19 protein-coding genes and 3 pseudogenes are annotated in these 20,935 nt (G+C 45.0%); 13 read left to right on the top strand and 9 right to left on the bottom strand.

All coding sequences use genetic code 11. The annotated features are described in order from the left end of the window. Window positions 1–9: 9 nt before the first annotated feature. Window positions 10–2,052 carry a PhoX family protein gene (locus ACRRSX_RS14820; protein ID WP_432452433.1) on the bottom strand — a complete coding sequence of 681 codons (2,043 nt, stop codon included), beginning with the start codon at window positions 2,050–2,052 and terminating at the stop codon, window positions 10–12. 833 nt (window positions 2,053–2,885) lie between these two features. Between ACRRSX_RS14820 and ACRRSX_RS14815 the strand changes: the two genes are divergently transcribed. From ACRRSX_RS14815 to ACRRSX_RS14800, 4 genes and pseudogenes are all read left to right on the top strand, one after another. Then, window positions 2,886–3,359: a TIR domain-containing protein gene (locus tag ACRRSX_RS14815; RefSeq protein ID WP_432452434.1), complete on the top strand. Its 474-nt coding sequence runs from the start codon at window positions 2,886–2,888 to the stop codon at window positions 3,357–3,359. A 104-nt stretch (window positions 3,360–3,463) separates the two neighbouring features. After that, window positions 3,464–3,826: pseudogene (locus ACRRSX_RS14810) on the top strand (DUF4231 domain-containing protein); the annotation flags it as partial. Further along, entirely contained in the window at window positions 3,815–4,246 is a 432-nt protein-coding gene (locus ACRRSX_RS14805; protein ID WP_432456162.1) for an SLATT domain-containing protein, read from the top strand. The pseudogene ACRRSX_RS14810 and the gene ACRRSX_RS14805, both read left to right, overlap by 12 nt. A gap of 72 nt (window positions 4,247–4,318) precedes the next feature. Continuing rightward, a complete protein-coding gene (locus ACRRSX_RS14800) occupies window positions 4,319–4,708 on the top strand; it encodes a TIR domain-containing protein (RefSeq protein ID WP_432452435.1) in 390 nt (129 codons plus the stop codon). 267 nt (window positions 4,709–4,975) lie between these two features. Here ACRRSX_RS14800 and ACRRSX_RS14795 read toward each other — a convergent pair. Continuing rightward, a pseudogene (locus ACRRSX_RS14795) lies at window positions 4,976–5,278 on the bottom strand (IS4 family transposase); the annotation flags it as partial. Window positions 5,279–5,384: 106 nt separating this feature from the next. Between ACRRSX_RS14795 and ACRRSX_RS14790 the strand changes: the two are divergent. Continuing rightward, window positions 5,385–5,819, top strand: a pseudogene (locus ACRRSX_RS14790) (ISAs1 family transposase); the annotation flags it as partial. Window positions 5,820–5,849: 30 nt separating this feature from the next. Here ACRRSX_RS14790 and ACRRSX_RS14785 read toward each other — a convergent pair. From ACRRSX_RS14785 to ACRRSX_RS14755, 7 genes are all read right to left on the bottom strand, one after another. Further along, the gene (locus tag ACRRSX_RS14785) at window positions 5,850–6,326 is read right to left on the bottom strand and encodes a hypothetical protein (protein WP_432452436.1); all 477 of its coding nucleotides are present in this window, start codon (window positions 6,324–6,326) and stop codon (window positions 5,850–5,852) included. A gap of 223 nt (window positions 6,327–6,549) precedes the next feature. After that, on the bottom strand, window positions 6,550–7,785 hold the full coding sequence (locus ACRRSX_RS14780; RefSeq protein ID WP_432452437.1) for a MalY/PatB family protein: 1,236 nt from the start codon (window positions 7,783–7,785) through the stop codon (window positions 6,550–6,552). 35 nt (window positions 7,786–7,820) lie between these two features. After that, the gene (locus tag ACRRSX_RS14775; RefSeq protein WP_432456163.1) at window positions 7,821–8,573 is read right to left on the bottom strand and encodes an amino acid ABC transporter ATP-binding protein; all 753 of its coding nucleotides are present in this window, start codon (window positions 8,571–8,573) and stop codon (window positions 7,821–7,823) included. A gap of 47 nt (window positions 8,574–8,620) precedes the next feature. After that, window positions 8,621–9,541: an amino acid ABC transporter permease gene (locus tag ACRRSX_RS14770; protein ID WP_432452438.1), complete on the bottom strand. Its 921-nt coding sequence runs from the start codon at window positions 9,539–9,541 to the stop codon at window positions 8,621–8,623. Between the two features lie 73 nt (window positions 9,542–9,614). After that, window positions 9,615–10,469: an ABC transporter substrate-binding protein gene (locus ACRRSX_RS14765; RefSeq protein WP_432452439.1), complete on the bottom strand. Its 855-nt coding sequence runs from the start codon at window positions 10,467–10,469 to the stop codon at window positions 9,615–9,617. Window positions 10,470–10,740: 271 nt separating this feature from the next. Then, window positions 10,741–11,718 (bottom strand): LysR family transcriptional regulator, encoded by a 978-nt coding sequence (locus ACRRSX_RS14760; RefSeq protein ID WP_432452440.1) that lies wholly within the window; start codon window positions 11,716–11,718, stop codon window positions 10,741–10,743. Window positions 11,719–11,943: 225 nt separating this feature from the next. Further along, window positions 11,944–12,837: a LysR family transcriptional regulator gene (locus tag ACRRSX_RS14755; RefSeq protein ID WP_432452441.1), complete on the bottom strand. Its 894-nt coding sequence runs from the start codon at window positions 12,835–12,837 to the stop codon at window positions 11,944–11,946. Between the two features lie 265 nt (window positions 12,838–13,102). On the opposite strand from ACRRSX_RS14755, the gene ACRRSX_RS14750 reads away from it, so the two are divergent. The 8 genes from ACRRSX_RS14750 to ACRRSX_RS14715 all read left to right on the top strand — a co-directional run bounded on the left by ACRRSX_RS14750 (window position 13,103) and on the right by ACRRSX_RS14715 (window position 20,894). Beyond that, a complete protein-coding gene (locus tag ACRRSX_RS14750) occupies window positions 13,103–14,083 on the top strand; it encodes a DMT family transporter (RefSeq protein WP_432452442.1) in 981 nt (326 codons plus the stop codon). 159 nt (window positions 14,084–14,242) lie between these two features. Further along, on the top strand, window positions 14,243–15,232 hold the full coding sequence (locus tag ACRRSX_RS14745) for a transposase (protein WP_432452443.1): 990 nt from the start codon (window positions 14,243–14,245) through the stop codon (window positions 15,230–15,232). Window positions 15,233–15,576: 344 nt separating this feature from the next. Further along, a complete protein-coding gene (locus ACRRSX_RS14740; RefSeq protein WP_432452444.1) occupies window positions 15,577–16,203 on the top strand; it encodes a helix-turn-helix transcriptional regulator in 627 nt (208 codons plus the stop codon). Beyond that, window positions 16,200–16,652 (top strand): hypothetical protein, encoded by a 453-nt coding sequence (locus ACRRSX_RS14735; RefSeq protein WP_432452445.1) that lies wholly within the window; start codon window positions 16,200–16,202, stop codon window positions 16,650–16,652. The genes ACRRSX_RS14740 and ACRRSX_RS14735 overlap by 4 nt, the downstream gene beginning before the upstream one ends. A 108-nt stretch (window positions 16,653–16,760) precedes the next feature. Further along, window positions 16,761–17,300 carry a DUF924 family protein gene (locus ACRRSX_RS14730; protein WP_432452446.1) on the top strand — a complete coding sequence of 180 codons (540 nt, stop codon included), beginning with the start codon at window positions 16,761–16,763 and terminating at the stop codon, window positions 17,298–17,300. A gap of 109 nt (window positions 17,301–17,409) precedes the next feature. After that, window positions 17,410–19,134 carry a L,D-transpeptidase family protein gene (locus ACRRSX_RS14725; protein WP_432452447.1) on the top strand — a complete coding sequence of 575 codons (1,725 nt, stop codon included), beginning with the start codon at window positions 17,410–17,412 and terminating at the stop codon, window positions 19,132–19,134. 165 nt (window positions 19,135–19,299) lie between these two features. Next, a complete protein-coding gene (locus ACRRSX_RS14720; RefSeq protein WP_432469365.1) occupies window positions 19,300–19,866 on the top strand; it encodes a DUF882 domain-containing protein in 567 nt (188 codons plus the stop codon). A gap of 212 nt (window positions 19,867–20,078) precedes the next feature. Beyond that, window positions 20,079–20,894, top strand: coding sequence for a phosphate ABC transporter substrate-binding protein (locus ACRRSX_RS14715; RefSeq protein ID WP_432452449.1), 816 nt, complete (start codon window positions 20,079–20,081; stop codon window positions 20,892–20,894). The last annotated feature ends 41 nt before the right edge of the window (window positions 20,895–20,935 follow it).

The raw sequence follows: 20,935 nt of genomic DNA, 5'->3' as shown, positions 1-20,935 counted from the left end.
ATGGGCTGATTAAACCCCTAGTGGGCTGCCATCGTTTTTGCGAATGGCAACCAGAGCCGCGCGAGGGCGAACGTTTACTCCGGTCGGCGTGGCTTCGGCAGCATTGTTACTGTATGGCCAGTTACCTGGATGTTGAATCGAAACAAACATGGTGGTGTTGTCGGGGGTGATGGTGAAACCCGTGACTTCACAGCCGTTGGGTCCAACAAAGAAGCGACGTAATTCGCCTTGGTTGTCGGCGTTAATGGTATCCAGATTACCTTCATTGTCAGTGAGCTTAGAAGGCACTACCGCTAACATTTGGTCGTTAGTATAGTTAGTGACTTCACTGGCACCGTTGTCGGTTTGGATCCACAGTATGCCTCGCTCATCGAAGTTCAAACCATCTGGGCTAGCAAATTGGTTAAACTCATTCAAACCAGACAAGTTAGTTGCCGCATCGCCGTTGGCGTCTGAGCCAAACACGAAAATATCCCATGTAAATTCGCTCACCGTTTCACCTTCGTCCCAACGGATCACATGGCCAAACTTGTTGTTTAGGCGTGGATTAGCAGGGTTGGTGCCAGTGGTTTCGTTACGACGGGTGTTGTTGGTGAGTGAAAGATAAACCGCGCCAGTGATCGGGTCAACGGCACACCATTCTGGACGGTCCATTGGGGTGGCACCCACTAAATCGGCGGCTCCCGCGGTATTGAGGATAATGTCTTCTAAGCTGTTGAAATGATCGCTTAGGCTTGCACCGTCTTTGGTTGCGCCATCCATACTTAATGGCAGCCAGCTACCGACGCCCTCTGCGTCAAACTTAGCCACATATAGCGTTCCTTCGTCCATGTATTTGTTACCCATGGCTAAGCGGTCGCTCGCGTTCGCATCGCTTGGATCCCAGGCTGCGGCTGAAACAAACTTATACATATACTCGAAGCGCGAATCGTGGCCAGAATAGAAGCTGATTGGTTGGCCTGCTTTTAGCTGACCAAAGGTGCAGCCTTCGTGGCGGAAACGACCTAAGGCCGTACGTTTTACTGCGCGTGAGTTTGCGGTGTAGGGGTCAATTTCCACAATGAAACCGTGGCCGTTGGCTTCGTTGCGGTAGTCATCCATGGCGCTGTTACCACTTGGTGTGATGTTAAAACGAGAGAATTCATCGACTCGCTCTGCTGCATTACCCGCAAGGGTTTCCCAGCCATAACGACCGGTGCCTGCAGTGGTAATGCCAATGCGCTCTTGGTCGGCGCTGGTGGTGCCGGTGTTGATGAAGTAGCCCGGCCAGTTTTCTTCACAGGTAAGGTAAGTGCCCCAAGGAGTATAACCATTACCGCAGTTGTTTAAAGTGCCACGCGCTTGGCTGCCATCGGGTGAAAACGGCGTTGCCAATTTATCCGAGTAAGCAAGTGGGCCTGAAATATCCATGGTGGTGGCGCCGGTATAACGGCGGTTAAGTGGATCATTATCTACCACCATCCATTGGCCGTTATCTTGCTGCTGAATTCGTACTACCGCAACGCCGTGGGCATTAATTTCTTTGCGCACTTGATCAACACTGCTACGAACACCGTTAGCATCGGCATCGCTGCCATTGGGATGCAGAGCGTTTTGGTCGATGTATTCGTGGTTAACACATAACAGGCCGTCGCTACCAGAGTCATTTAAGGGGAAGAAGTGCAAGCCGTCGTGGTGCATGCCCATGGCATTCTCTTGATCTACGGCATTGTTGCTGCCGTCAGCTTGCCAAGCCGAAGCTTGGTCGGTAAGCGGTTGGCCCCATGGCGCTAGCACTTGTGCGCTATAGCCTTCTGGCACACTCACGGCATCGGTTTTGGAACCCGCAATAGAGTTAAAGCCTAATTTGGCTGTAGACACTGCGGGTGCAGCCGTATTACTGCTGCTGGAGTTACAACCCGCTAACCCAAAGGCGCCGAAAGTGGCCATTGCCCCCAAACCCAGACCGCCCTTTAGTACGCTACGACGCGCTAAGTGGGCTTCTAATACTTGGTCAAAATCTGGATTATCACTTTTGTTAAAGCGAGTCGGGTTAAATATTTCCTTGCTCATTTCTCTCTCCTGAGTCGTTGTTTTACGCTGGTTTAATCCATACGAGTGCGGAGTAACATAGAAAAGTTGTGTGACAAAAACTTTACCGAAATGTGAAGTAAATTGTTTGCACTGTGTTTAGGGTGTTAATTGTTTGCTTTGTTTTTAGTGGTTTCGCTTAGTTACTTCAACATGAGTGGCAAGGCCTGAGAGACCCCGACACTTTTTATGCTAAAAATGTAACTAAAGCATAAGAATTAACATTTATGGCTAAAGGCACGTGCGACTCGACAGGAATTCAAGCAAGAAGCTGTTCATTCAATTGTTGTTCAGGGTTATGCCATCGCACAAGTGGCAGAACGTTGAGGTGTTAGCACTAAGGCGCTGTATCACTGGATGCGTATTTACGCGAAACCATCGAAACATAGTTTACAGGAGCAAGATCTTCAGGGTGAAGTCGCTAGGCTTTAGCAAGGGCCTAAACGCACACAATAAAAGCGGCATCTTAAAGGAAGTCTCCGTGTTCTTTGCAAGCGAGTTAAAGAATGCTAGCTGTTCATAAAGTCTCGTGACAATCACATAGTCAGCCATTCCCATTCGCTAGTAAAATGCTTAAGTGACTGCTTGTTTTTATTTCCACTGTAAGTATACAGTTTGGTGGGATCCCATCTTTCACGCATGGTCAAAATGGTGATTGACTGGTATGCTGTTGATAAATCTAAATATTAAAGGCTATGTGAATTTCTGTGGTGCGTGATAGGTGGTAACTTCGCATGCGTGAAAGATGGGAATTTGCATATTAATATACTGTTATGCGTTTTAGGCAACTAATCAATTAACTGATGGAGAATTCGATGGGGTTAGCAAGAGCGTTTGTCGGGTTTAGTAGCACAGATATTCATAACTACAGGCTAATGCAAGCATGGAAAGCAAATAATAATATTGATTTTAACTTTGCTGACTGTCAACTTAGTAGTGCATTAAATTCACAAAATGAAGCGTACATAAAAAGTAAATGCCGTGAACGTATTCATATGGCTGGAAAATATGTAATGCTTATTGGGAACGATACTAAAAGTAGACATAAATATGTGCGCTGGGAAGCCGAAGTTGCAATTGAAAAAGGTTGCACAATCATCGGTGTCAATTTAGATGGCTCACGTAATATGGTCAGGGATACTTGCCCACCAATCATTCGAGATATTGGTGCCATTTTTGTACCTTTCTCCCCTAAGATAGTTGCTTATGCAATTGAAAATTACAGTATGCCTAATGATAATGACAATTATCATTACCTTGAACATATCTATAAGAATCTAGGATATTGATAGTGTCTGAAAACAACCTAAACGAAGATGATTTTCCTGCGTGATACCAATCGGCAGATCAAGCATCTTTAACAGCACAGTCAAATTATTATTTTGCGCTTAAAAGTTACCTGTTTTTACTTGTGATCGCAGCCTTAATTTCATTTTATTATCCGGCAGATTTAATTGGGGCTTTAGCATCTGCTTCACTATTCCTAATTACATTATGCATATTAATTTGGCTTAAAGTCCAAAAACCTGAAGATACTTGGTATAACGGGAGAGCTGTCGCTGAATCGGTCAAAACAAGAACATGGCGCTGGGTCATGAAAGCTGAGCCTTATGATCAAAATGTACCGGATGAGCAAACCAGAAAAGAGTTCTTATCTGACTTGAAAGCAATTCTTGATCAAAATAGGTCTTTATCAGCACATTTACAGTCAGAAAAAACTAATGGGAATGCCATTTCAACTCAGATGTTCAACATCCGAAATTTATCTTTAGAACAACGGTTGAGTATTTATAAAAATGAAAGAGTAAAAAACCAAGCTGATTGGTATTCAAAAAAATCTCTTTTTAATAAACGCAGAGCTAAGCATTGGTTCATTGTTTCTGTTGTATTACACGCAATTGCAATAGCACTTCTGTTATGGCGTATCACAGAACCATCACTGTCATTGCCCATCGAGGTAGTTGCAACAGGAGAAAGTGCTGTTTTAACTTGGCTTCAAGCTAAAAAACACAATGAGTTAAACTCATCATATTCACTCGCAGCACATGAAATAGTGTTAATAAAAAGTGAAGCGGAATCAGTTGCTTCAGATAAAGAATTATCTAATTTCGTAGTGAGCAGCGAATCGGCTTTTTCACGCGAGCATACACAATGGTCTGCGAGGAAAAATGGATAAAATTAATATCCACAAATTAATGATTAAATGTTCTTAGTTTATAGTTTGTTCAATTAAATAAAGGAGTATAAAGTGGCAAATAGAATCTTTGTTTCTTACAATTTTAATGACCGAGAAATCAGTCGTAGTATTAAAAGTTTTACACAATCACATGGAGGTCCAGTAAGAGGTAATTTCTTTTTTGTTGAAAATGATGTTTCAGCATATGGGGATGCAGCTATAGATAAAGAAATTAAAAGCGTTATGTCTGGCTGTGATTCTGCCTTTTTTGTTATAGGGAATAATAACCACAATAGTCCTTGGATTAACAGAGAAGTTGTTCTTGCAATATCTAATGGACTTAAAATTGTAATTTCTCGCTTTCCTAATTCTAATGGTGGAGTGCCAAGTCAGCTAAGGAATATACCTTATACTGAAGTGCAGTGGACACCTTCCAATATAGCTAAAGAATTAAATAAATAGTGTTGTGATATAAACGTATAATCGGGTAGCCGGAAAAATCACATAGACACCCATTCTAACTCATTTATTGAAATGTTTAAGTGGATGTCTTGTTTTCAGTCGTTGTTTTCAGTCGATGATAACCGGACATCCAGTTTCATAGAAATTATTGAGAGAAATTATTGAGATAATTATTGAGACACCCACTCTAACTCGTGGGACAAAATCACATAGACAGTCATGCCCATCAGCTATTGAAATGTTCAAGTGGCTGTCTTGTTTTCACTGTTTATCCTTAGATTTAAATACATATAAGTGACAGGGCATGGGTTTCTTTCGCGCGACTTGCACTGCGCCTATATAGCGCGCTTTATTGTTTGCTGAAGCATAAAGCGTTTTGGTGAGTACCCATTGGTCACTAAGCTGATAACAGACCTCGCCACGTAGCCTACCCAACCAATACCAGCCATAAGAAGCCACTTCTCTAAACCAGGTATTGTGATAACCCGCATCCGTCACTATGAGCGGTGTACAGCCTGTTGGTAATACACTGGCTAGCTCAGATAAGAACTGATGATGACTACGAGGTGAAATTATTGAGACACCCACTCTAACTCGTGGGACTGAGTAAAGCGCATAAACAGCCATGCCAATCAGCTATTGAATTGTTTAAGTGGATGTCTTGTTTTCAGTCGGGGTTGAAGCACGTACTTACCATGTATTGAGCGCCAGTGACTTGGTTGGAGACTTCTCCGCTTGGAGCGGCCTAACCAGCATTGTGATGGTCGAAAATTACCGCGCAGCAAAAGGCAAAGAGCCAGAGTTAGAGTATCGCGACTACATCAGTTCAACTGAGCTGACCCCAAAGCAAGCGGGAGATGCCATACGGGCTCATTGGGGCATTGAGTCCATGCATTGGATTTTGGATGTCAGTATGCGGGAAGATGCTTGCCAGATTTACCGAGAAAACGCCGCTGAAAATTTGGCGGGATTAAGGCACATGGCACTTAATATGCTCAGAGCTGAGCCAACCAAGATTAGTGTGCCAATGAAACAGAAGCGATGCATGATGAAACCCGCGTTTCTGGAGCAAGTTCTTGTGGCTGGATTGACGTCAATGGTTAAATCCTAACCATTCATGCGGACGCCCTGCCTTATATCTTCAGTTAAAAAATGATTCTATAATAAAGCCCCTCATGTCAATATAGCTTCCCCAAACCTTGGTCTTTACACCAACAGCATAATAGTCTCTGATGTCATGCTTAGTTTCGACTAATAATTTCCAATCTTTACCGTTATAAGCAATGCCAGAGAAAAACCCTTCAAAAGACAAAATGGATTCACCGACCATACTATCCGTCGAACTTCCCAATATAAAACACCGCTCATCAAAATCATCAACTGGTGTATCAACACACTTAGGTATAATCCACTCATAAGTGAATTCTTTATTAATTAAATCAACCTTGCTTATATTAAACGCTGCATAGTAGGTTTTATCATCCATCACACCTTTTCTTTTAAGCGCGATCCACTCACCACTTTCAAATTCTAGCCCAGCATCCGAAACAGGAAAAAAAAACAAATATAAAATAAAACTTAAGAACACACAAAGTACTAGTATTATTTTAAAACGCACTACAATCTCCTCCCCCACAAACACCATATTCAGTTGTGACAGACTCTAAATGTTCAGGAACTTCACGAGAATATTTGTTTTCCAAAGACGAAATTATTGAGACACCCACTCTAACTCGTGGGACAAAATCACATAGACACCCATTCTAACTCATTTATTGAAATGTTTAAGTGGATGTCTTGTTTTCAGTCGATGATAACCGGACATCCAGTTTCATTGCTATTTAAGCATCATGGGTCTGGCGCTGTCGCCATGCTGTAGAGATGCGATTTAAGCCCTCAGAGAGGCAGGCTCGAGTGGTTGCCAGGTTGAAGCGAACATGGCCTTCTCCCCCTGGGCCAAGGGAAGCTCCCGTCACCAGGTTCACTTGTGCTTCGGTTTCGAAAAAACGCAGAAGCGCTGCATCTGTTAGTCCCAATGCGCTAAAGTCCAGCCAGGCAAAGTAGGTGGCTTCTGGTTGAGTCGCGGTTACCAGTGGCAGATCTTGAGCAAGTTTACTTTTGAGCCGTTTAAAGTTCCCCTCGATGTAGTGCATCAGTGCCTCACTCCAGTGGTCACAGTCTCGGAAGGCGGCTTCGGTCGCGGCTTCTCCAAAGATACTGCCGCCGTAGCCCAGGTTACTGCGTTTTAGGCCCCGTGAATAGGCGGCTTGCAAGTGTTCGCTTTCGGCGATCATCAGTGCATGTTTAAGCCCGGTGGTATTGAATGATTTGCTTGCTGAGACCAGAGTGACGCTATTGAGAGATGCCTCGTCTGATAGGCTTGCAAAGGGGGTGAAAGGCACGCCCTTATAAAGAAGGCCGCAATAAATCTCATCTGTAACAACGATTAAGCCATGAGCCAGACAAAACCTATTGAGTTGTTCTAGTTCTTCTCGGCGCCACACGCGACCGACAGGATTATGCGGACTGCACAAAAGAAAAAGTTTGCTACGGGGTGTGACGCAGCGAGCAAGATCTTCGAAATTCATTTCGTAATGCCCATTGCGTTTTAGCAATTGGTTCGGCACGGCGACGCGGCCGCTAGCGGTGATCAGCTCTTCAAAAACATGATGAACTGGCGTTTGGTACAGAATTTCGTCGCCGGGTTCCGTGAGTTCCTCGATCAATGACTGCATCGCCGGATAGACACCTACATTACTTGAAATCCAATCCTTGTCGATTCTCCAGTCAAAATGGCGTTCGAAATATTCGATAACGGCATCGAAATAGCTATCGCGCTTGCTTGGGTAGCCAAAATGCTTGTTTTCGACGACTCGTTGCATCGCTTGGTTGATGGCAGGCGCTGCTGCGAAATCCATCTCGGCGGTACCAAAGCAAAGCAGATCCGGATTGTTGGTTCTGGCTATCTCGGCCTCCCATTTTTTGGTGCTGAGATAGGTTCGGTCTATCGGGGTATCAAAACCGTAGGGGTCGTCCACCGAGGTCTGAAAATCATTTTTAGATAATTTGCTTGTCATATTAAGCCTATAGTAAACCTTTAGGGAAATGCGGATTAGAGTACTCTAGCGAGAAATTCACGGGTGCGAGGTGATTGTGGTTTGTCAATCATTTCTCGTGGTTGTCCGCTTTCGACAACGACACCGGCATCCATGAAAATTAACTGGTCTGCGACTTCGCGAGCAAAACCGATTTCGTGTGTCACGACCACCATGGTGATCCCATCTCGAGCGAGATCCTTCATCACATCTAGAACTTCACCCACTAGCTCCGGGTCGAGCGCCGAGGTGGGCTCATCAAAAAGTAGTACCTTGGGATTCATTGCCAAGGCTCGAGCAATCGCGACACGCTGTTGTTGTCCGCCAGATAGCTGACGCGGGAAAGCGTCTCGCTTTTCTGCCAGGCCCACGCGAGCGAGCAGGGCTTCGGCATGGGCCCGAGCGTCGGCAATGGGTTGGCGGCGTACCTGTATTGGGGCTTCCATTAAGTTTTCAAGCACGGTCATATGTTGAAATAGGTTAAATTGCTGGAATACCATGCCGATTTCCGCGCGTCGCTGGCAGATTGCCGCAGGGGGGAGTTCGTGTAGCTTTTTGCCATCAAAGCGGTAGCCGACAAAATCCCCATCAACCAGCATGAGGCCAGCGTTTATCTCTTCCAGATGATTGATGCAGCGCAGGAGTGTACTTTTACCAGAGCCTGACGGGCCAATAATACAAGCAACAGAGCCTGTTGGTACGCTTATATCAACGCCCTTTAGTACTTCAAGATTACCGTAGGATTTATGAATACCGGCAGCGTACACCATGGTATTGCTTGGTACGCCGAAGGTTTCTCTATGGTTAGTTGGAGCTTTCATATTTGGCTACTCTTGCTTCGTAAGGATAGGATCTGAGCTATGAAGCCCTTGCTGTGGCTGCGCTCTTCACGGCCGAAATAGCGTTCTAGATACGATTGCCCCATCGACATGAGCGAGACCATGAGGAGGTACCAGAAGGTGACAACGATCAGCAAGGGAATGGTTTCAAAGGTCCGAGCATAGATGGCCTGAGCGGAATAGAATAGGTCACCTACCGCGATGATGCTCACCAGTGAGGTGGTTTTCAGCAGGTTAATCGTTTCATTTCCAGTCGGTGGAATAATCAATCGCATGGCTTGCGGGATAATGATACGACGGGTCAGCAGGCTTGGTGTCATGCCGAGACAGGCTGCGGCTTCGGTCTGCCCTTTGTCTATTGAATTGAGTCCGCTGCGAATGATCTCGGCCATATAGCCAGACTCATGAAGTGACAAGGCTATCGTCGCCGCGACAAACGGGGTCATGATGTCGTTAGTGGCCACCGAAAAGACGGTGCCAAGCCCCGGGAGCCAAAGCGAAAATTCTTTTACGAGAATGGCTAGGTTGTACCACAGAACCAGTTGCACCAGTGCCGGCGTGCCGCGAAAGAACCATACAAAGATCCGTGCGGGGATGGTTAGCAACTTGCTGGAGGACATCATCATCAGAGCTGCAATCAGGCCAATTGAGGTGGCAAGGAGCATAATCACAATGGTTAGGACGATGGTCATCCACAGCCCCTTCACAATCATTGGGTGAAACAGGTATTTGCTCACAACTGGCCATTGAAGTTCAGGATTCGAGATAGCGCCATTAATCAGAAAGGCCACGATGAGAACAGTTAAGATGCTGGCAATCACCCGGACAGGATGGCGCAGCGGAACGACCATCAGGTTTTCGGGATCAAGTTTTGGTTTCGGTGTATGGGAGGCGGACATGGCTGTTTCCTGGCTGATGGGGGATGAAACTTAACCCCGTCATATGAGGATGACGGGGTGCTTGTGAATCACCTTAATCGGCGAGTTGAGAGGCATTGGTGTAGATCACTGAAGTGTTGACGGCAGAGGTGGTGAGACTGTAGCGACGAAGGATATTGGCATAGGTGCCGTCAGCGATAAGCTTATCAAAAATAGCTTTCATCATATTGGCGGTCTCGGTATCGCCCTTGCGGATCGCAACGCCCAGAGGCGAGGGCAGCATCGCGTCTCCAACCACGACTTGTTTGCCGTTGGTGGTTTTTTCAAAATACCCGGCAGCCGTCGAGTCGTCGAGCCTGGCGTCTACGCGACCAGAGATGACCGCTTGGATGGTGTCCTTTTGTTCGGGATAGAGCGCCTTATTGACAATTTCTAAACCGGCTGCGGTACAGCTTTCGGAAACTTTGTCTGCTACAAAATCGGCAGCGGAGCCAGTTTGCAGCGCAATCGTTTTGCCGCAAAGGGCGTTGTCCATTTTAAATGCGGCGGCTTTGTTAGGTGTGGTGACCACGACGACCCCAGATTGCAGGAATGAGACAAAGTCTACCTGCTTTAAACGTTCTTCGGTGACGGTGAAGGTTGCCCAAGCTACCTTGTTCCTTCCCGCAACTAAAGCTGGGATTTGGTTGGAAAAAGGCATGGTTTGAATTTCCAGTTTGGCTTCCATCAACTTGGCCGCGGCGGTCGCAAGCTCGATGTCGAAGCCGGCGGCCTTACCGTTTTCGTCGATATATTCAAAAGGAGCATAAGACAGGGTATTTGCGATGGTGAATTTGCCAGTCTGTTTCACGTCTTTGATTACGGTAATTTCTTGAGCGCTGACTTGACTTGTTATGGCGACCATGAAAATGGCGCTGAGCAGGGGGCTGATAGGTTTAAGTAAGATCATTTGGGTTTCCTTCCGTTGGATTCATTTGACTATCAAGCAAGCGAATACATAAATCAAATAAATAATTTTAATGACATTCATGCAAACCATGCATATAAAGCTTGCAGTTGATCACATAACGGGAATTTTTGTGACTGATTTTTATCCAATATTTGCAAAAGTAAGCGGAGGATGGAAATCCTATTGAAGTCGCGTAAAGACGATGGTTCAAGCAAGACTAATTACGGTGAACCTTTAAGTATTTCCCTTCGGTTGACGAGTTATGTAATGGCTAAAGTTTAAAGCGACGATAAGCGGCTTGCTTACCTTCACGTTGCTTCTCTACAACGGAGCGCAGCAGGCTTCGGAACCAAATATGTCCAAGGTCGTTTTCCATCTCATGCTCATAGATAAGCGACAGGGTGACGTCGGGTAACGAAATCGGCGGGGGCAGGATGCGGATTTCGCTTTCCTGCGATAATACAGGCAAGATGCCGTCGCCAAAGGTGGTGAGTAAGTCTGAGCCCTTGATGACCCAAGGTGCGACGAGGTAATGCGGCACAGTTGCCACGATATTTCGAGACTTGCCCATATTTTTTAATGCATTATCGGCTAATCCTGGCGAGATTCCGTCTGCCGATATTTGTAAGTGCTGAGCAGAAAGATAGCCTTCCAGATTCAGGTGGTCGAGCTTTTCATTGCCAGCCCAGCCGGCGCAGACCATTTTATCGCGAGCCAATTCGACCACTCTAAACATGCCATCTTTCATCGTTGAGTTGCCAATGATAATACCGTCGACTTGCTTATTTCTTAACGAAGATGCTGCGTCATTTTCCCGTTCATGTATTGCGTTTAGGCTTGCATTTGGTGCTTCGATTGAAAAGGCCTCAATTAAGCCCGGTAGGAAAGTAACGGCAGTATAGTCGTTCACGCCAATCCGGAAGTTCCGCTGTGTTTTGCTTGGCTTAAATTGTAAATGCTGGTCTATCGCTGCGCGGATTTGCGAGATCGCTTGGGAAATTGCGGGCCAAAGTTCCATTGCTCGCGGTGTTGGTAACAAGGCTCGAGACTCTCGAGAGAACAATTCATCGTCTAATAATAGCCGTAGCCTTGCCAGAGAGTGGCTTATGGCCGGTTGGGTTCGATTTAGACGGGCAGCCGCTAGTGTCACGCTACGTTCTTGCATAAGGACATCAAAGACCCTGAGCAGATTGAGATCGATTTGCTTCAAAGCGTCTTCACTTCTGGCACTTGGAGGAAATTCTGTCATTACTTGTGACCTAATATGCACTATTTCTATTTAAGATGTCATACTGATTATATTTATGCATATTACAAGGTGAAGCAAGCCTTTTATCAAAAACACCGGATAGTTGGTACTTCATAAGACACCTCAAAACCCTCCAGCGAGTAAAACAATAGTCGTTATCTAAAGCGACATAAAAGGCCACCTATCCCAACTAGTGCTTACTTGGTAGAAAAGGTTGGGATGTTCTTATTGCTTGCTCCCCAGACGTTCGACTAAAAAGTCGATCAAACTACGCAACTTAGCGGACGGACGAGTATCTTGGTGATAGGTAAGGTACAAGGGTGTTGGCTTATAGGACCAGTCTGGCAATACTTGGACTAGATGGCCTTGAGCAATGTCATTTATTAAAACATAATCGGGTTGCATCACGACACCACAGTTATTGATCGCGGCCATTCTGAGAGCATCCCCCTGATTGGACATAAAGCGTCCATGAATATACACCTGAAAGGTTTCATCTTTAGGTCCTATTAAGTCCCAGCGATCCTGACGTTGCCAGTATGATAGGCCCAGACAGCTGTGATGACTGAGCTGATTTGGATGCTCGGGCATACCATGCTGACGGATATAAGCTGGAGACGCGGCCAGTATCCTGCGATATGCGCGTAAGGGGCGTGCAACCACACCGGGTTCACATATCTTGCCAATCTGAATGCCTAATTCGTAATTGTCATTACTAAGGTTTGAAATTCGATTATCCAGATTTAGCATCACGTTCACATCTGGATTTTGTTCCATATAAAGGCTCAGCTCTGGCACTAAACATTGACTACCAAAACTGACCGGGGCAACCATTCGTACTAGGCCTTTTGGTGCCGACTGTAATTCTATTGCGCTATTCTCAGCATATTCAACTTCAGACAATACTCGAAGGCAACGTTCAAAATAGAGTTGACCGACTTCAGTGAGATGTTGTCGTCGAGTGGTTCGGTGTAATAACCGAGCCCCGATCCGTTCTTCCACTAATCTGATCTGCTTGGCAACCATGGTTGGCGACACGTTACTAGCCGCGGCTGCGGCGGTGAAATTTCCGCATTCCACCACTTTGACAAACATTTTCATTCCAGAAAGTACACTCATTATTAAGAACCTACAGGTTTTAAATCAATCAACTTAACACGTATTTATCATGGGTTTGGAGTTAAATATAATAAATTTTCATCACCCATTGGGTGGCTTCTGAGTGACTCATTGCTAGTCCAGATCAAAACCACAGATAGTCAACAGATGGTTGTTGTATTGGCTAAACAAACGATCACGTAGAAATATTGTTTCTGCTCGATTCTTCATCAACAACTGGGTGTGAGTCATCTGAACATGCCTGAAGCGAGAAATGAGATATAAAATGAAAAATTCATATTCGATGGGCGTAATCTGCTGTCTTATCGCGACCTTTTCTTGGGGAGCCACATTTCCAATCATGACCAGCGCACTGATACACATTGATCCTTATACATTTACCACGCTACGCTATGGCTTTGCTGGTATCGCGTTAGCCATCGCACTATGGCTACGAGAAGGTGAGCAGGGACTGAATCTGAAAGGGGAGCGCATTGGGTTGGCTTGGTTACTCGGCTCTGCCGCTTTTGTGGGGTTTGGTTTTTTTGTGTTTTTAGGTCAGAAAATGGCGGGAGAAACTGGCGCATTAACAACCTCTATCATGATGGCAACGATGCCAATGTTGGGCATTTTGGTGAATGGTGTCTTACGAAAAGTAGTGCCTCCGATGATTTCTATAGGGCTGATTATGATGTCATTTTTTGGCGTAATGACCGTGATTACAAAAGGCCATTACGCTAGTTTGTTTGATTCTCCCACCAGCTATAAAGCCAATGCTTTCATTATTTTTGGTGCACTGTGTTGGGTTATATATACCGTAGGGGCCTCGTTTTTTCCTCGCTGGTCACCGCTTAAATATACCGCATTGACAACTTGTTTGGGGATGACCAGCGTATTGGTGATAAATGGAATATTATATGCCAGCGGTGTGGTTGCTGTGCCGACGACTAGTGCCTTTGTTTATGTGATTCCCCATGTTTTTTATACCGCTATTGTGGCTAGTTTCATCGGGATCCTATGTTGGAATATTGGTAACAAGATTCTGACGCCACTTAATGGTGTTTTATTTATGGATATTGTGCCTATTACCGCTTTCTCTATCTCAGCGATGATGGGAATAAACCCTGGCTTTCCTGAAATCGCTGGGGCCAGTATCACAGGAGCGGCACTGATTCTTAATAATCTCTATCTTCGGTATCGCGTGACACCTAAAAATACGAGGCTCTCGGTTCGCAATAACAGCGAGATTAGTAAACAGCCATCCTAATTCAGTGAGTAGCAGGCGGCCCTATCAAGTAGATATTTAGTGGCAAGTATCAGAGTACTATGGAGTTTTTTGTGTGGAAATAATTAGACATCTACCCCAACTAGCCAAATGCCAGTAATAATCTAAACTATCAATAGTGGTTTTTGGGGAGTTATTGCCATGCCTCGGTCCAGACAGTCGCAAGTGAGCTTATCGGATACATCTTATTATCACTGTGTTTCCCGCTGTGTTCGGCGGGCTTTTTTATGTGGCGAAGATAAGCAAACGGGCAAGAGTTATGAGCACCGACGCCAGTGGGTGGAAGATTATTTGCTGCAACTTACTGCGGTGTTTGCCATTGATGTCTGTGCTTATGCAGTTATGAGCAATCATACCCATGTGGTATTGCACATCGATAAGGCCAAAGCCGAAGCCTGGTCCATGGATGAAGTCTTGGAACGCTGGCATATTCTGCATCAGGGCACCTTACTGACTCAGATGTATCTCAATTCTGAGTTATGTCCGAAATTAAGTGAGGTGCAACTACAGGCCATTCACGCCACAGCTGAAGTCTATCGGACTCGCCTTTTTGATTTAAGCTGGTTTATGCGCCATTTGAATGAATACATTGCTCGAGCTGCCAATAAAGAAGACCAATGTACCGGTCGTTTTTGGGAGGGGCGTTTTAAATCTCAAGCGCTTTTAGATGAAGCAGCCCTAGCAGCGTGTATGGCCTATGTGGATTTAAACCCGGTTCGCTCAAATATAGCGAGCACGCCTGAAACCTCGGACCACACCAGTATCAAACAGCGCATTCAGCAAGCCAAACAAGGTCAGCAACCCAAGCCGCTAATGCCCTTTGTTGGTAACCCCAGAGAAACCATGCCCGAAGGTTTACCCTTTGAGTTACAAGATTACCTACAACTGGTAGAACTCACCGGCCGTGTCATCAGAGAAGATAAACGCGGTTATATCGATGATGCACAAGCGCCCATTTTACAGCGCTTACAAATCGATGAAGAAAGCTGGTTAGCCTTGAGCACGGGTTTAGAGCATCACTTTGCCAGTGTGGTTGGGGCTGGGCATTCACTAGAACGCTATAAGCGTCAGCACAATCAACTTCGCATCAAAGGCATGGCAGCTGCCAAGCGCTGGCTGGATCTAGGTTAAGAACTTACAGGTTAAATTTCATTGACTCGCGAGTGATTCAGGTTATCTAGGCTAGCTGTGTCTTCCGTCTCGCTGATTGCCAGTTTTTATTATCCCCCTCTTTGTTAATACTGAACTTTTCAACATCAAGCTGCCTTTACATGGATGAAATGTGATGTTTATTGCTTAATGGTGGCGGTTAAAGTGACTTTAAGAGTGGATTTTAAAATGGCTGTCTTGTTTTGGAAGAGTCTCGTTTTAGGAGGCTTAAGCATTTCGATTGTTTTTGAGCTTTATAAAGCCTTAACTTTACAAACTCTAGGCGAATGACAATAATCAGTTGATGTTATAGCCAGAGACCCATTATGAAAACCACAGATAGCATCTTGTATCGAATCAAAAGTCGAGGTGTGCAAACGGTTAAAATGCTGGCTGAGTACCTAGACATTACAACCATGGGGGTGCGCCAGCATTTACAAGCACTAGAAAAAGAAGGTTTGATCGAGCATTTTGATAAGAAAGTGAAAGTAGGTCGGCCGACTCGGTATTGGCAATTGACTGAGGGGGGACATGGTCGTTTTCCCGATTGCCATAGTGACTTGAGCGTGCAACTGCTTGGTGCGGTACAACAAGTATTTGGTGAACAGGCGATTGAACAGTTGCTGGCTCATCGCGAGCAGCAAAGCTTTAATATTTACCAAACTTTGTTAGCAGGTGAGCGCAGTTTAGAAGACAAGCTAGAAGCTTTGAGTCAAAAGCGGGGCGCTGAGGGTTATATGGCAAATTGGCAACGTGAGGGAGAGCACTACTTGTTTATTGAAGATCATTGCCCTATTTGTGTTGCCGCTAGTGAAAACCAAGGTTTGTGCCAGTCTGAGTTAGCGTTACTGGCAAAGTTATTCAGCAATTGCCAAGTCGAGCGGATTGAGCATATCGTTGAGGGGGCTCGTCGTTGTGCTTATCGCTTAAGCCCTATAGAAGGCGAACAATGACCTTTACACTGCAGCTACCCAAGGTCACCCTTGGAGCCACTCTATATATTGTGAGTTTTTTATCTCAAGCTTGTGAATTACAAGCAATTCCGCCAGCGCAAGTGCAGCGGGGCTGCGGTTGCAGTTATTACTTCCCCGCCAAACCACCACTGCCACCGAAGATTGTGCTGCAAACCCAATTGGATGGGCTACAGCCAAGGATGATGCGTGAAGGACAGCTGGTTGAGTTGTGGGGGGCTAAAGCGCGTCCCTTATACACTCAGCCGGGTTGGGTCAGCGAACAAAAATTTCGCTATCAGGCAACCTCAATTAAGCTTTATAGCGAGCTTCGTCGCGGTTGTACTTGGGGTGAAGCGGGTTGTGAAGTTCTGGGTTATTTGAGCCAACTTGCCATGGCTGACAATTACCAGCAATGTCAATGGTTGGTGCATGGGGATTGTGGCTGCTAGGCTCACTGATGATTGAGCTCTGCGTTTGAGTGCTTGGATACTTTTCTCAATCTTTAAAATGAGCGGGTAAACCCGACAAAGCCAGCTTTTTAAGCTAGAGAGGATTAGATGGAATATCAAGCGATCCTTGAGTTTTGGTTTGAACACTTACAGGCAGAGCAGCGATTTGTGATTGAAGCGAGCGTTGATCTGCAAATAACGGAAAGTTATAGGGGGCTACTGCAAAGCGCTAGTTTTGCGGAGCTATGGGCTTGGCGTGATAGTGCTAAGGGGAGTCTTGCGGAAGTCATTGTATTAGACCAATTCTCTCGTCATATTCACCGAGGTTCTGCCCAAGCTTTTGCTTGCGATCCGTTGGCATTAGCCTTGGCGCAAAATGCGGTGGCGAAGCAATTTGATCAGCGGCTAACACCAACGATGCGTGCATTTTTATATATGCCCTATATGCATAGCGAATCTTTAGTGATCCACCAACAGGCGGAACAGTTGTTTCATCAACCCGGTTTGGAGCAACAGTACCAATTTGAATTAAAGCATAAAACCATTCTCGAGAAATTTGGACGCTACCCCCATCGTAATCAAATTTTGGGTCGGCAGTCGAGCGCAGCTGAATTAGCATTTTTAGCAGGGCCTAATTCATCTTTTTAGGATTCTCAAGCACTTAAGCTTCTGCTTGCGAAATGCATAGCATTTTTTAAGCATAGCGACTGGCTTACACGCTATGCTTAATTAATATCATCTCATTCAGGAGTGTTGGGTGAAAAGCGTAGTCATTGGACTGGGAGTCTATTTATTTAGCCTACATTTATATGCCGCGGTGAGCCTATTAGCGCCAGAAGAACAAGCTGTAGTACAGTCAAATACACTTGAACAAGCGGGGATGGTTGAATTAAAAGGCGGGGCGGCAGTGATTGCCACTAAGGTTGACGATGATGTGGTAAGCCAACGTTTACTCAGCCGTTTAGATTGGCCTCAGGCTGGTGGGGCATCGCAGAGATGGTTAGCCAATCGTGCTGATAATTATCAATTACGCTATCCTCAGCTGCAACAGCGTATCTATGCTTATCATCCTCAGGCGCTTTGGTATGGTTATGCCCAAGCGCGTAAGGCGCGAGACCAACTACAATGGTTGCTGTTTGAACTCAGCCTGGCGGGTGCACCAGAACAAATAAGCCGATGGCTGGTTCAGCTAAACATTATCGATAGTAGTGATGCTCAATGGGAGTCTTTATACACCGATGCATTTCTCGGTGTAATTGCCTGTTATCAGCAGTTGATGGCTTTGGATTATTCGCAAAGTATGGCTTTGAATCATATCGCAGAATTGCCGTTACAATTGTTTATCGATCAAGCCTGGATAGCAAATCTTAATCAGCAGCAAGTTTATCAGCAAGTCATGACTTTACGGGGTGAACTAGACATTGAGCGGCTGCGTTATCGCCAACAAATGTTGTATTGGCTTAATGTGGCTCAACAGCGTACCGAAAACACCCGTATTGCAAATGGTCCTTTAATTCGTTTAGGAGATTCCGATCCGCGGGTTCCTTTGATCCGGGAGCGTTTAATTGAATTTGACTCTAATCATCAACTGCTTGAGCAGAATTTGCCATTATTCGAAAGTGAAACTTACAATGCTTTGCAACGTTTTCAGCAGCAACATGGCTTGAAAGCTGACGGTATTGTGGGTAAAGACACATTGTATTGGTTGAATTTTCAACCGCTAGAGCGCTCAAAAATGCTTGCCAAAAACTTACTCAGGCAGCAGCTTTTAGATCGTTTTCTGGTGATGCCTCCAAATCAACAACGGATCGTGGTAAATGTGCCTGCCTATCAAATGAGCTATATCGACCAAGATATCGAATTGTTTCGTTCTAAAGTTGTGGTGGGTAGAGCGTCTCGTGCGACACCATTATTAGTGAGTGAAATCAGTAGTGTGGTGATTAACCCCTATTGGAATGTGCCTAGAACCATTGTCCGTAGAGATATTATTCCCAAGCTTCGCCTCGATCCCAGCTATGTGCAACGCTTGGGCTTTGAACTATTTGATTATCAAGGTCAGGCGGTTGAACCGGAGCAAGTGGATTGGACTCTGGTTAAGGATACCGGAAGATTTCCCTATCGAATGCGTCAGCGGCCAGGCTCAGCAAATGCGTTAGGTAACTATAAATTTTACTTTGCCAACCAATTTGCGGTTTATTTGCATGATACGTCTTCCCCTGAGCTGTTTTCTGAGTCACAACGAGCGTTTAGTTCTGGCTGTGTTCGGGTTGAAGCTGCTGAATCATTGGCAGAACAACTACTCAAGCAAGATGGTTATAGCCAACGTTACAAGCAGTCACTCATGGCAAAAGGTGAGCCTAAATGGTTACCTTTACGAAAACGTGTTCCGGTTTATTTAGTGTATTTTACTTCTTGGTTTGATAGCTCCGGTAGCTTGAATTACCGCAAAGATATTTATAATTTCGACCCGAAGATTGGCTGATAACAGAGCTGAAAACATCTTTTTAAACAGCTTGTTAGCTTACCTTTACTTAAACTTTAGCTCACTGAAAAATCACTCACTGTAGTGATTTGTTTGCTTTTTGTGGTACTTTTCGGTATTTTACACCAAATTGATGTTTTTTTAATCCGTTTGAGGTAAGTGTAAATGTTAGACCGAAAGTTAAATAGGCGGTCATTGTTATTGGGGTTGGGCGCTGGATTTATCGGTCTTGGGATACCAAAAAGCTATGCAAGTTCTAGTATTGCCAGAGAACTTCCGGGAACACGCGTTTTAAATATGAACAACTTACATACCAATGAAAGTTGTGAAGTCTGTTTCTGGAAAGATGGTCAATTTCAAGAGAAACAAGTTAAACGTTTAGATAATTTATTGCGTGATTTTAGGCGCAACGAAATTATCAATATGGATAAATCTTTATACATGCAGATGGCCTTGTTACAAGAACGTTTGGGTGGGGAAGTCTTATTTGAAATCATTTCTGGCTATCGCTCTCCTGCTACCAATGAAATGTTACGCAATAGCACCACAGGTGTAGCTAAAAAGAGTTTTCATATGACCGGACAAGCTGTTGATGTGAGAGTCAAAAATGTCGCACTGAATAAGGTTCACAGCGCCGCTTTAGAGTTGGGTTTAGGTGGGGTTGGCTATTATCCAAATAGTGGTTTTGTGCATATCGATACCGGTCGAGTCCGTCATTGGCGAGGTTCTTAATTTGCGATGAGCGTAAAAATGAATGTTTGCGCTCATGCATATATTATATATCTATATTTCATTTTTTCTTTCTGATTTAGTTTATAAAACCATCCGAAATGCACAATTCCTGTGTAATATTCTGTTTGTAATATTTCTGTCACTTTTGCTTGCTTCAATGCACCCGCCTTAGACAAGTTGTTTGTCATTCTTTAAATGCAAAGAGAAATATTATGAGAAATAAGTTAATCACAGCGTTAAGTATCGCATCTATCCTATTGGCGACCAATGCTTATGCCAGTAATACAGTGACGGTGTCAGGTTCCACTTCTGTATCTGGTATTATGGAAATATTGGCCGAAAACTACCAAAGCACTCAAAATGATGTGGTTGAAGTGCAAAGTACCGGCTCTTCGGCGGGGATCCGTGCTGTTAAAGAAGGGACAAGCATGATTGGTATGTCTTCTCGTGAAGTACAAGATGACGAACTCAATGCTGATACTAAGAAAGTTGTGATGGCGCAGGACGGTATTGCAGTGGCCGTAAACAAGGCCAATGCGGTTCAAAATCTAAGCATTGAACAAGTTAAAAAAATCTACTCTGGTGAGATTAAAAACTGGCAAGAAGTCGGTGGCGCCGATCAGGCGATTGTTGCCGTCACTCGTGAAGTGGGTTCCGGTACTCGTGGTGCCTTTGAAGATATTATGGGGCTCACTCGAAAAATTAATGGGGTAACCGTTACCGCTATTTCCCCTCGCGCTCAAGTGGCCAGTGGCAATGGTGCCATTAAAACCTTAGTGGCGAACAACGCTAACGCCATTGGTTTCATTTCTCTTGGTTCGGTTGACGATTCTCTTATCGCCTTAAACATTGAAGGCGTCGCCGCAAGCAAAGCCAATATTCAAGCCGGAAGTTACGGAATTGCCCGTCCTTTTATTCTGTTAGTGAGTACTGACCCTGCACCAGAAGCTCAGCAGTTTGTTGATTACATTATGAGTGATGCAGGCCAAACCATTGTTGCTGAACACGGCTACATCGAAGTTAACTAAGTTTTTCCTTTAAAAGCTTAACAAAGAGGCATGCGCATGCC

Origin of the sequence: Agarivorans sp. QJM3NY_30 (genome assembly GCF_050870855.2) — a bacterium.
GTDB lineage: Bacteria > Pseudomonadota > Gammaproteobacteria > Enterobacterales > Celerinatantimonadaceae > Agarivorans.
This window is presented reverse-complemented; position numbering and strand designations above follow the sequence as displayed.